Raw genomic sequence first — 12,404 nt, forward strand, 5'->3', positions numbered from 1 at the left:
GACTTTAGTACCAAAAAAATACTGCCTAAAAATACAGGTAAGCAATATCTACAGTTCAAAATCCTGTATTAGCAGATTGCTCTTAGACAAAAAAACGGTAGAGGCTAAAAGCTTCTACCGTTTTCTAATTTTTTATTTGAGATTTAATCCCAAACCCTAAATCTTACTCAACACCTTGGGGTAACAATTCCCGACGCTGTTGAGAACTAACTTGGACAATGCCATTTTCATCCACATCAACAAGGGCTGTATCGCCATCTTTGATACGACCAGACAGAATTTCTTCTGCTAGGCTATCTTCTAACAGGCGCATAATTGCCCGACGTAATGGCCTTGCGCCGTAGCTGGGACTGTAACCTTCTTGGATCAACCGATCCTTGAAGCGGTCTGTGACTTCTAAGGTGATACCCTTTTCCGTCAGACGACCAAATACTTCCTTGAGCATAATTTCGGCGATTTGGGTCACTTCCGGCTTGTTCAACTGACGGAAGACGATAATTTCATCGAGTCGGTTGAGGAACTCTGGACGGAAGTACTGCTTGAGTTCTTCGTTGACTAAAGAGCGAATCCGGTTGTAAGTTGACTCGCTGGCATCTTCGGAGAATTCAAAGCCGATACCGCTACCGCCTTTTTCAATTACCTTAGAACCAATATTGGAAGTTAAAATCAGCAAGGTGTTCTTGAAGTCTACTGTGCGACCTTTGGCATCAGTTAACCGACCGTCTTCCAAAATTTGCAACAGCATGTTGAAGACATCGGGGTGGGCTTTTTCGATTTCGTCGAACAACACCACGGTGTAAGGACGCCGCCGCACGGCTTCAGTCAGCTGACCACCTTCGTTATAGCCAACATAACCTGGAGGGGAACCAATCAGCTTGCTGACGGTGTGACGCTCCATGTATTCGGACATATCTAGGCGGATCATCGCTTCTTCGGAACCGAAGAAGTAAGCAGCTAAGGATTTCGCCAACTCGGTTTTACCTACGCCAGTAGGCCCAGAGAAGACAAAGCTAGCTATGGGTCGATTAGGATTCTTCAATCCAACACGAGCGCGACGAATTGCTCGTGAAACTGCTTTCACAGCTTCGTCTTGACCAATTAAACGCTGATGCAAGGTGTCTTCCATGTGCAGCAGCTTTTCAGATTCAGATTCGGTGAGTTTGTTCACCGGTACTCCAGTCCAGGAAGCGACAATATGGGCAATGTCTTCTTCTGTAACTACAGGTTCTTCACCTTCTGTGCCAGTTGCATTGGTCTTGCTTTGAGCGATCGCTCGGATTTCGGCTTTGATTTCCATTTCGCGATCGCGCAGTTCTCCAGCTTTGTCAAAGTCTTGAGAGCGCACTGCATCATCTTTTTCTTTTAATATCTGACGCAGTTCTTTATCTAACTCTTTGGCTGCGGGTGGCAGTTGGGAGTTAATCAAGCGCACTCTAGAACCAGCTTCATCAACTAAGTCGATGGCTTTATCTGGGAGGAAGCGATCGCTAATGTAACGGTCTGATAACTTCGCCGCCGCCACTAATGCTTCGTCGGAGATTTTCAGTTTATGGTGTTGCTCGTAGCGTTCGCGCAGACCATATAAAATTTCAATTGTTTCATCAACTGTAGGTTCACCAACCATCACTGGTTGGAAACGCCGCTCTAGCGCTGCATCTCGCTCGATGTGCTTCCGGTATTCATCTAAGGTTGTAGCACCGATGCACTGCAACTCACCTCTGGCCAAAGCTGGTTTGAGGATATTCGCTGCGTCAATAGCACCTTCTGCTGCACCTGCACCAATTAAGGTGTGTACCTCATCAATCACGAGAATGACATTACCCGCAGAGCGGATTTCATCCATGATTTTTTTCAAGCGTTCTTCAAATTCACCCCGGTACTTGGTTCCTGCTACGAGCAAACCAATATCCAACGTGACGACGCGTTTATCTTCCAGGATGTCAGGGACATCTTTGGTGGCAATGCGTGAAGCTAAACCTTCAGCGATCGCAGTTTTACCAACTCCTGGTTCCCCAATCAGCACTGGGTTATTTTTGGTTCGGCGACCCAATATCTGGATGACCCGCTCAATTTCCTTGGCGCGTCCCACCACTGGATCGAGCTTATTGTCTATCGCCATCTGGGTCAGGTTTGAGCCAAATTCATCCAGAGTTGGGGTTTTTGTGCGCCCGGATGAGCCGCCTGGTGAAACTTCGGCAGTTTCTCCCAACATGCGGATGACTTGGGTTCTTACCTTAGATAGATCCACACCGAGGTTTTCTAGCACCCTGGCTGCGACACCTTCCCCTTCGCGGATTAGGCCCAACAGCAGATGCTCGGTGCCAATGTAGTTATGCCCCAGTTGGCGTGCTTCTTCCAAGGAGAGTTCTAGAACTCGCTTTGCCCGTGGCGTAAACGGAATTTCCACGGCAACAAAGCCTGATCCCCGTCCTATAATTTTTTCAACTTCAATTCGGGCATCTTTAAGATTGACGCCCATTGATTTCAGCACCTTGGCAGCCACTCCAGTGCCTTCGCCAATCAGACCCAGGAGGATCTGCTCGGTTCCGACAAAGTTGTGACCTAAACGGCGGGCCTCTTCTTGGGCCAGCATGATTACCTTAATGGCTTTTTCTGTGAAGCGTTCAAACATGGCATTTTTCCCATCACCTGCGGTCGTGCCGGTATGCTGATTTTAGCACAGGCAAAGCTTTTGGATGCCTGTATAACAGATTATAGACATCCTGAAGCTATGACTTTAGTTGATGGGCTAATTGTTAACTATTGACTGCTTTTATTCGGCTAGTGTACTGAGGAGCTTTAGTTCACCAGCGTTTTTGGGACTTTTTGAGATTTATTACAAATAACTTACTGCTTATATTGAGAGTTTTTCACTTAATCCCAAACATCTACATATACCATATACACTTAGGAATATCAAGCAGAATAAGTTAACATAAATTATTTTTATAGTTTATTTATTATATATAGAATATTTAAATCTAATTAAGAGCAGCAAAGTTGCTTTTTTTGCTGAAGGCGATCGCAAGCCCTTAATCCCCAACTAGTTAAAAAGTAAATGCCAAGAGGATTTGCTGAGGCGATCGCTGATTGTGGCATACCACTGGTCTAAAGTTGTTTGAAATTTGGAGTGTTGTAAATCGGGGAGCCAAAGGATTAGCGCATCCTCACCGTTATCTTGGTAGTAACCCCGCCGCCGTCCGGCTGTTTTGAAGCCAAATTTTTGATATAAAGATATTGCCGCCAAGTTGGAAGCTCGGACTTCGAGGGTAGCTCGCTCCATTCCGCGATCGCAAGCTGTCTTAAGGAGTGAATATAGTAAAGCCGCACCCAAACCTTGACGGTGATATTGGGGATGAACCGCCAAAATTGTAATGTGGGCTTCCTCTAAAATTGACCAAAAGCAACCCATTCCTAACAAACTAACGTTGGAGAATGGGGAAAATAAACCGAGTAAATCGCTGTTGGGGCTATCCAATTCTCGTTTGTAGCCTTCCATTGTCCAAAGTCCGCCAAAACAGGCTTGATCTAGTTCCAGAATTGCACTGAGATTATCTGGTGTCAGTAATTTAATTTCTAAGTCTAATGAGATCACATTTATTGAATAAGATTACAAACCCTTTGTAAACTGGGAATCGGGAGACGAACTCAAAGCCCGTAATTTGAACAAGGACAACTTTTATATTTATGGTATCGACTCACCCCACTGGGGTTCAACATTCTGGAAGTCAATATTTACCTCAAAGGCGCGACACTAACCCAAATCTCTCGCCTAATCAGGAACTTTTACCCCTAACTGCTAGAGTTCATAATCATGACTCCCTAGAAATTGGTGGATGTGATGTCACAACCCTAGTTAAGCAATTTGGTTCACCTTTATATATTTTAGATGAAGAAACCCTGCGTTCAGCTTGTCAGCAATACCGAGATGCTTTCAAGCAGTACTACAAGGGCGAATCTCAAGTATTGTACGCCTCAAAAGCTTGGAATTGTTTAGCAGTTTGTGCGATCGCGGCATCAGAGGGTTTAGGAATCGATGTAGTTTCTGGTGGCGAACTTTACACCGCCTTGCAAGCAGGTGTTAGTCCTGAGAAAATCTACCTTCATGGAAATAATAAATCTCGTGAAGAATTAATTTTAGCGATCGATTCTGGTGTCACCATTGTGGCGGATAACTGGTATGAGTTGCGTACTCTTGTGGAAATAGCAGGGGAGCAGGGGAACAGGGGAGCAGGGGGAGAAAATGTTACCTCATCCCCTCTCCCTATACGTATCATGCTACGGCTAACTCCCGGTATTGAATGCCATACTCACGAATATATCCGCACGGGACACTTAGATAGCAAATTTGGCTTTGATCCCAACGATTTAGATGAAGTATTTACCTTTGTCAGTCAACAACCCACCCTTGACTGCGTAGGGGTACACGCTCATATTGGTTCCCAAATTTTTGAGCGCCAACCGCATCAAGATTTAGCTGCTGTCATGGTGCAATGGCTACGAGATGCCGGAAAGTATGGTTTAAATATTACAGAATTAAATGTTGGTGGTGGTTTAGGGATTAAGTATACAGAATCAGATGATCCTCCCAGCATTGAAGAGTGGGTGAAGGCGATTTGTGAAGTTGTCCAAGAAGCCTGTGCGGTCGAAAATCTGCCTTTGCCGAAATTACTGAGTGAACCAGGGCGATCGCTAATTGCCACAGCTTGCATCACTGCTTATACTATTGGTTCATCCAAAGTTATTCCAGAAATTCGTACCTACGTAGCGATCGATGGGGGAATGTCCGATAATCCTCGCCCGATTACTTACCAATCAGTTTATCGGGCAGTAGTTGCCAATAAAATGTCTTCTCCTTTAACTCAAACAGTCACAATTGCTGGTAAACATTGTGAATCAGGAGATATTCTGATTAAAAATGCACTACTCCCAAAGACTGAACCAGGAGATATTCTCGTAGTTATGGGAACTGGTGCGTACAATTACAGTATGGCATCTAACTACAACCGCTTGCCCCGACCGGCAGCAGTTGTGGTGGCGAATGGCGAAGCGAATTTAATTTTGCAACGTGAAACTTATCAAGACTTAATTCGACAAGATAGCCTACCAGAAAGGCTGAAAATTTAGTCATTTGTCCTTGGTCATTGGTGAGCCAGCACGGTCTTCTCCCAAAGGGAGAGGCTAGCGCCAAGGGGGTTTCCCCCATCAGTGACTGGCGTTAGCGCAGCGCTAGCGTTCGCGCAGCGTCTCGTAGAGAGGCACGAGCGTCACCCGTAAGGGTCATTAGCTAGGAGCTAAACCCCGTCTATTTTGAAACCTAGAGTTTTTGAAGAGAGTATATTATTCTGTCGTGGCTTGAGTTTTGAGCTTTAGCCTCATTACAAAAAACTACGGTTTTCACAGTAGACGCGGTTTAATAACAAATGACAAATGACAAATGACTAACTGTAATTAGAGGCAAAAGTGTAATCCAGATGTCATGAGAGATTGGTGGAAGCAATGGCTGATAAACCTGGGGTGGTCACAGTCCTTGCTGCTTGGGACTCTGGATATTGTGTTAGTGCTGGCGCTGACTTACATGATACTAGTTATTATTAGTGAGCGCCGAACACTATGGATGGTGCGGGGATTCATTATCTTAATGCTAGCCTCAGCACTAAGTGGCAGATTAGGACTACCTCTGCTAAGTTTTGTACTAGAAAAGTTGGTGATTGGTTGTGCTGTAGCGATGGCAGTTGCTTTACAGTCAGAGTTTAGGCGATTTTTGGAGCAATTGGGGCGTGGCGAATTCCGCCAGTTGTTTCAACCCGATCGGCTGGCAATCCCCAAATCTGATAGTGTAATTGATGAAATTGTTGAGGCTGTTAAAGAATTGTCAAAAAACCGGATTGGAGCTTTACTAATTGTGGAAACCACAGGGCCAATTGATGAGCGAGATTTTTCTGTGCCAGGAGTAAAGCTAAATGCGGAGGTTTCTAAAGAACTAATCCAGACAATTTTTCAGCCGAAAACTTTGTTACACGATGGAGCGACATTAATCCGTGGCTCACGGATCGTATCATCGGGTATAATTTTACCACTTTCGGGACGCACAGCCTCGCGCCAGTTGGGAACACGCCACCGGGCGGCAATGGGAATTACTGAGCGGGTCGAAAATTGCATTTGTGTCGTTGTATCTGAAGAAACGGGTTCCATTTCCTTAGCGGAACGGGGAACCCTAAATAGACCACTGACGATTAAAAAACTAAAAGAGTCATTAGAGGCTCTTTTGTCACCAACCGTGGATAGGGAAGCTGTTGCTCCTGGTCTGTTGAGTTTTGTTCGTCGGATAGGTGGGAAGACACTAGCACTGGTTTCACGTTTACTCGGATTACCATCGACCGCTTCTCGAGATAAAAAATGACAGCACAACAAACTAAACTGCAAGATTTGCCTACTGACTTAAAACGAGAACTATTGCCGCAGCACGTTGCGGTGATTATGGATGGCAATGGTCGATGGGCTAAACGTCAGGGTCTACCTCGAATTATGGGTCATAAGCGAGGAGTAGATGCTCTTAAGGATTTACTCCGTTGTTGTCAGGATTGGGGGATTCAGGCGCTGACAGCTTATGCTTTTTCAACGGAGAACTGGAAAAGACCGCAGGAAGAAGTGGATTTTTTGATGACTCTGTTTCAAAGAGTTTTGCGCCAAGAACTGCGGGAAATGGTCGAAGAGAATGTTCAAATTAAGTTTGTCGGAAATTTGCAGGCTCTGCCACGATCGCTCCAGCAAGAAATATCCCGTTCAATGGAAGAAACCAAGGATAATCGCGGTATCCGGTTTTCAGTGGCAACTAATTATGGCGGACGGCAGGAAATTTTACAAGCTTGTCAGGCGATCGCAAAACAAGTCCAACAAGGTCTGCTACAACCTGATGAAATTAATGAACAAGTGTTTGAGAGCCACTTGTATACAGCCGGAATTACTGACCCAGATTTGTTAATCCGTACCAGTGGAGAAATGCGCCTCTCAAATTTTCTCCTCTGGCAAATGGCTTATGGAGAAATTTACATTACTAATGCTCTTTGGCCTGATTTTGACCGGGCTGAGTTTCATCGCGCCTTATGTGCCTATCAGCAACGGGAGCGGCGATTTGGGAAAGTATAAAATATTACTTTTATTTAAGTCGTTAAGATGCGTTAACGAAGCTACAAGACTGGCGATCGCACTACAATTTAATAAACTCAATGATGGCTATTGATATGGTATCGATTCCTATCACCCTGGAACAACTCATTACGGCTGTGCAACAGTTGCAACCAGAGGAACGGGCAGAGGTTGCCAGAGCGTTGGTTTTAGTGGATTTACGTTCAGATTTGAGGGCTTTAATTCAAGAACTTTATGCTCAACCCCCAGTTGATGATATTACAGATGAAAATATCATGGCTGAAATTAAGGCTGTGCGCCAGCAATCTCACCAAACATGAAGTTTCGAGTGGTCATCGACACTAACATTTGGATTCGTATTTTGCTCAAAGGCCGAGTTACATTGCCCATATTTGAAGCATTTAATGAGGACAAATTCCAGTTGGTGATGAGTCAACCCCTAATGGAAGAACTGCATCTAGTTTGGAATCGCCCCCGGCTAAGAGAACAGATTAACCAAGTATTGCTATTCAACTTGAACAGCAGTTGCAGTACCGAGCAATATGGATTGAGTTGGAAACGGTTCCACCTAATTGTCGAGATCCCAAAGATTTAGCTGTGCTTGCTACGGCTATTGATGGTCAAGCAGAGATTATTGTGTCTGGGGATGATGATTTACGTGCTGATGATGACTTAAGGGCAGTAATGGCAACTTATGGCATCCGATTGCTGGGTGTTCATTCTTTTTTGAACGTGATTGCGGCTTAATTTCCCTACCTTTTTACCGTGAACTGGACTCAGCACTTCATCTATGGCCCAGAAAACACAGCTTGTTCTACATCATCCCGACTAAGAGAATATTTGAACGATCGTTGGATATCTTGTCCATTTTCCCCAGATTGGACATATCGCACTACGATTTGCTCAACGTCAAGCCATAGTTCAGCTTGCCAACTAGGCCGCTGCACGTGCCAGCAATGCCTCTGGGTTTCGTCTTGTTTACAGCCTTGGTCTTTTAGCCACTGTTCAATTTGTGGCAAGGGATGATTATATAGGGGCGTATCTGAGGGAAGAAGAGGCATAGGAATTTGGGATTTTGGATTAGGAAATTTTTTAATTTTTAATTACCATAAGGGTAATTAGTTGCGATATATGGTTAATTTGCTGTTGTACAGATGGATTTGACTGTAGCAAACGGGTTTGAAAAGCAGCATCACCACGAGTTAAACCAATGGCAACTGCTAACAACAAACAACCTACAAATGTTAACACCAGCATAAACAAAGCAAAAATTTCGCCAGATGATAAGGGGCGATCGCTAGGATCGAGATAAGCTGATTTTGACCAGTCATGAGAACGCGAGACGGGATGATTCAAGTCAGGGGGTGGTTGAATCACTCCAAATCGGGAATAGCCAATTTTTAAATCGTAGCTTAACCGCCGTTCTGGATGGCTAAGGGTGGCGTAGGCTTCATTGATTTGCTGAAATTTGGGAGTGGCGATCGCAGTAGGCAAGTCTGTAGTATCAGGATGATAGCGTTTGCTCAGTTCTCGATAAGCGCGACGAATATCAATTACTGATGCCGAGGGATGCAGTCCTAGCAGGGAGTAATAAGTTGGTTTACTGCTTTGTGGCATTGCCCCGTTTTGATTCACGGCTGTTTGAGTCACTTTGCTCAAAGATATTTTTTATATTTTAAATCCTTTGTGAATTGCAGACGACACAGCAGGTCTAGCATCTGAATAAGATATCTTAATAAAGCATTTAATTAAAAACTAATCTTTGTTCTGGTCAATAGCTTCATTAAGATTGATATTTTAGCCCTAACGTATTAAATCAGCACGGGGTTTAAAAGTTTCAATTTGCCGTAACTTTTCGTACAATTCCTGTTCTTCTTGATTGATATTTTTCGGTGTAACTATTTGAATTTCTACTAATTGATCGCCACGTTTACCGTCATCGCCGGGGTAGCCTTTATTCCCTAGTCGGAATTTTTGGCCAGACCTAACTCCTGGGGGAATGGTCATTTTTACTGGGCCATCCAAAGTTGGTGCTTCTACCTGTCCTCCTAAAACTGCTTCGCTGGGAGTAACTGGTACTTGGCAAAGAATATTTAAACCTTCTAGCTTAAATAATGGATGAGGCTCAACGGTAATTTTTAAGTATAGATCGCCACCACCAACACCTTGGTTTCGCAAACGGATGGTTTGACCTGTCACCATCCCTAGTGGCATATTAACTTCTAGCGATCGCCCATCTTCCAAACGAATGCGTTCATTACCACCTTGATAAGCTTTTTCTAGTGGTAGGGTTAATCTGGCTTCTATATCTCGGCGGGTAGTGCGAGGTGCGGGATTAACTGTATAGGCAACTTTTGTTCTAGGGGAACGAAATGGATCGCTAGTATTGCCATTAGTAGACGACTTACTTGCCCCACTCTTATTTTTGACACCGATAACTTGATTAATAAAGCTTTCAAAGTCGGAGAATTGACTTGGATCTACGTCTGGATTGCCGTTGCGATCGCTAGCGCCACTTTGCCAAGTTTTAGCCTTTGGCGTTTGTTTGTTGCCTGCAAAGCCTTTTTGCTTCCAGTAGCGGCTAAACTGGTCGTATTGCGATCGCTTGGCTGAGTCTGAAAGGACTTCATAAGCCTCGCCGATATCCTTAAATTTCTCCTCAGATTCTTTGTTACCCGGATTAAGATCGGGGTGATATTGTCTTGCTAACCGCCGATAAACCTTTTTAATTTCCTCACCAGAAGCGTCTTTAGATACTCCTAAAATCTCATAGTAATCGCGGAAATTCGGCAAATTTTGCATAGTTCAGTTATTTAAATTTTAAATTACTTAGTAGTTATGAATTATGAGTTAGGAGTTGAAAGATTTAATTTTAAACTTCTCACTCCTAACTCCTAACTTTTATTAAAAGTACTACAACCAATCATTGTCATCTTCATCATCCCAGTTATCTTGGTAGCTGGGACGAGATTTGCGTGGAGGACGGCTTTCATAAGAGGAAGAACGACTGTCTCGGCTATTATCTCGGCCATAGTCTCGGCTATTGTCTCGGCCATAGTCTTTACTGTAATCTCTGCCATAGTCCTTACCGAATGAATCGCGTTCCCGATATGTATCTCTAGGAAATTCGCGTTCTTTATCCTTATCACCGCCAGTAAAAATGTCACGGATAGTACCTAACAAATCGTCATCTTCATCTTCAGCATAAGTCTGACGGACTTCCCGATTTAGCTCATAGAGAGCATCTTGCAAATCGGCGTAGGCTTGATCGATACCGCGATCGCTATTTTCCTTCAGACTCTCTTTTAAGTCTCGGCAAATATTATCAATTCTTTGGCGACGGCTGCGGGCAAACTGCATACCAAATTCAAGCGCAACTTCTCTAAGTTGCCGTTCTGCTTGGAAAATTAATGCCTCAGAACGAGTCCGCTTTTCTACCCTTTCTTTACGTTCGCGATCAACATCGGCGTATTTCTGTGCATCTTGAATCATCCGATTCACTTCTGACTCGTTCAAGGTGGAAGCGCCTTGAACGGTGATACTTTGCTCTCGCCCAGTGGTTCTATCTAAGGCTGTTACCTGTAAAATACCGTTAGCATCGATATCAAATGACACCTGAACTTGGGGAATTCCTCGTGGCGCTGGGGGGATACCATACAGCTTGAAACGACCTAAAGACTTATTGTTTCCTGCCATTTCCCGTTCGCCCTGAACTACGTGAATTTCCACGGTGTTTTGGTTATTTTCAGACGTAGAAAAAATGTCAGAACGGCGGACTGGGATAGTAGTGTTGCGGGGAATGAGTTTTTTCATCACGCCGCCGATGGTTTCCAATCCCAAAGAAAGGGGTGTGACATCCAAAAGCAGCACATCTTTGAGTTCACCTGCAAGAATTCCAGCTTGAATTGCTGCACCCACTCCCACTACTTCATCAGGATTGACATTTTCGTTAGGTTCTGTACCAATCAAGTCGCGCACTAGCTGTTTCACCATTGGCATCCGTGTAGAACCACCAACTAAGACAACTTCTTCAATGTCTCTAGGTGAAAGTCCGGCATCTTTGAGGGCGCGTTTCACTGGTGTCCGCAATCGCCCTACCAAATCACCACACAAACCTTCAAACTGGGAACGAGTTAAACGAGTTTCTAGATGTTTGGGGCCATCTTCCGTAGCGGTGATGAAGGGTAAGTTAATATCAGTAACGCTGACAGCAGAAAGCTCTATTTTGGCTTTTTCCGCAGCTTCCATCAGACGTTGCAAAGCTTGGCGATCGCGTCTTAAGTCTATTTCTTCAGTTTCCAGAAATTGCTCTGCTAACCAATCTACGATTACTTTGTCAAAGTCATTACCACCAAGTTGCGTATCTCCACTGGTAGCTTTGACTTCAAATATCCCATCGCCCACTTCTAAAATCGACACGTCAAAAGTACCGCCACCCAAGTCAAAGACTAAGATAGTTTCCGTGTCACCCCGATCTAATCCATAAGCCAAAGATGCGGCAGTTGGTTCATTGAGAATCCGCAGCACCTCTAAACCAGCAATTCTGCCAGCATCGCGGGTTGCTTGCCGTTGAGAATCGTTAAAATAAGCGGGGACTGTAATCACTGCCCCTGTGACTGGTTCACCCAAATAGCGACTAGCATCGTCTGCCAATTTCTTCAGCACCATTGCCGAAATTTCTTCTGGGGCGAAATCTTTATTGAGACGGGGACAAGCAATTTTAATATTACCTACTTCATCTTTGCGGATGGTGTAGGGTACACGCTTAGAATCTGGACTAAGTTCGGCATATTTGCGCCCAATGAAGCGTTTCACTGCAAAAAAGGTATTTTGGGGATTGAGGACGGTTTGGCGGCGTGCCATTTGCCCAACTACCCTTTCGCCTTCTTTGCTAAAGCCAACTACGGAGGGGGTTGTTCGCATTCCTTCTGCATTGGCAATCACCACCGGCTTGCCACCCTCCATAACGGCGACTACTGAGTTGGTTGTACCCAAGTCGATGCCGACTACCTTGCCCATGCGTTACTCTTCTCCTAAAGTGTCTTATATATTTATTATGATTGGGCGAAACTACCTCTAGCTTTGTGCTATGGGATGAAAACACCTCAATGGTATAATAGTCATCATTAAGGCAATGAGCTAAGAAGTTCAGCTAGAGGAGATAGTTGCAAGACTAGGATAGCATTGACGATGATTGCTGTGTCTAAGCAGCCTCAATTCTTGTTATCCGGTTACTTCTATGCACTGAATCTGTA

Annotated in this window: 12 protein-coding genes; 6 read left to right on the top strand and 6 right to left on the bottom strand. The window is 44.4% G+C overall.

Annotation, left to right across the window (positions count from 1 at the left end; translation table 11 throughout):
• Positions 1 to 163: 163 nt before the first annotated feature.
• A complete protein-coding gene (locus ACFFRD_RS11370; protein ID WP_069071487.1) occupies positions 164 to 2,632 on the bottom strand; it encodes an ATP-dependent Clp protease ATP-binding subunit in 2,469 nt (822 codons plus the stop codon).
• Positions 2,633 to 3,043: 411 nt separating this feature from the next.
• A complete protein-coding gene (rimI, locus tag ACFFRD_RS11375) occupies positions 3,044 to 3,595 on the bottom strand; it encodes a ribosomal protein S18-alanine N-acetyltransferase (RefSeq protein WP_190961809.1) in 552 nt (183 codons plus the stop codon).
• Between the two features lie 92 nt (positions 3,596 to 3,687).
• On the opposite strand from rimI, the gene lysA reads away from it, so the two are divergent.
• From lysA to ACFFRD_RS11405, 6 genes are all read left to right on the top strand, one after another.
• Positions 3,688 to 5,127, top strand: a complete 1,440-nt coding sequence (gene lysA, locus ACFFRD_RS11380) for a diaminopimelate decarboxylase (RefSeq protein ID WP_392481538.1) — start codon at positions 3,688 to 3,690, stop codon at positions 5,125 to 5,127.
• 352 nt (positions 5,128 to 5,479) lie between these two features.
• Complete coding sequence (gene cdaA, locus ACFFRD_RS11385) at positions 5,480 to 6,403, top strand: diadenylate cyclase CdaA (protein WP_114083815.1); 924 nt, start codon at positions 5,480 to 5,482, stop codon at positions 6,401 to 6,403.
• The gene (locus ACFFRD_RS11390; RefSeq protein ID WP_335037329.1) at positions 6,400 to 7,149 is read left to right on the top strand and encodes an isoprenyl transferase; all 750 of its coding nucleotides are present in this window, start codon (positions 6,400 to 6,402) and stop codon (positions 7,147 to 7,149) included. Before cdaA ends, ACFFRD_RS11390 begins: the two co-directional genes overlap by 4 nt.
• Before the next feature lie 80 nt (positions 7,150 to 7,229).
• A complete protein-coding gene (locus ACFFRD_RS11395; protein ID WP_012412223.1) occupies positions 7,230 to 7,469 on the top strand; it encodes a hypothetical protein in 240 nt (79 codons plus the stop codon).
• Entirely contained in the window at positions 7,466 to 7,744 is a 279-nt protein-coding gene (locus ACFFRD_RS11400; protein WP_392481540.1) for a PIN domain-containing protein, read from the top strand. The genes ACFFRD_RS11395 and ACFFRD_RS11400 overlap by 4 nt, the downstream gene beginning before the upstream one ends.
• A 2-nt stretch (positions 7,745 to 7,746) precedes the next feature.
• Positions 7,747 to 7,896, top strand: a complete 150-nt coding sequence (locus ACFFRD_RS11405; protein ID WP_392481541.1) for a hypothetical protein — start codon at positions 7,747 to 7,749, stop codon at positions 7,894 to 7,896.
• A 41-nt stretch (positions 7,897 to 7,937) separates the two neighbouring features.
• Here the strand turns inward: ACFFRD_RS11405 and ACFFRD_RS11410 are convergent, their stop codons facing one another.
• From ACFFRD_RS11410 to dnaK, 4 genes are all read right to left on the bottom strand, one after another.
• Positions 7,938 to 8,210, bottom strand: a complete 273-nt coding sequence (locus ACFFRD_RS11410; RefSeq protein WP_012412225.1) for a DUF3143 domain-containing protein — start codon at positions 8,208 to 8,210, stop codon at positions 7,938 to 7,940.
• A 31-nt stretch (positions 8,211 to 8,241) separates the two neighbouring features.
• On the bottom strand, positions 8,242 to 8,766 hold the full coding sequence (locus ACFFRD_RS11415; protein ID WP_392483050.1) for a J domain-containing protein: 525 nt from the start codon (positions 8,764 to 8,766) through the stop codon (positions 8,242 to 8,244).
• 186 nt (positions 8,767 to 8,952) lie between these two features.
• Positions 8,953 to 9,951 (bottom strand): DnaJ C-terminal domain-containing protein, encoded by a 999-nt coding sequence (locus tag ACFFRD_RS11420; RefSeq protein ID WP_392481542.1) that lies wholly within the window; start codon positions 9,949 to 9,951, stop codon positions 8,953 to 8,955.
• A gap of 111 nt (positions 9,952 to 10,062) precedes the next feature.
• Positions 10,063 to 12,168 carry a molecular chaperone DnaK gene (dnaK, locus tag ACFFRD_RS11425; protein WP_392481543.1) on the bottom strand — a complete coding sequence of 702 codons (2,106 nt, stop codon included), beginning with the start codon at positions 12,166 to 12,168 and terminating at the stop codon, positions 10,063 to 10,065.
• Between the last annotated feature and the right edge of the window lie 236 nt (positions 12,169 to 12,404).

Source organism: Nostoc sp. C110, from assembly GCF_043099725.1.
Lineage (GTDB): Bacteria > Cyanobacteriota > Cyanobacteriia > Cyanobacteriales > Nostocaceae > Nostoc > Nostoc muscorum_A.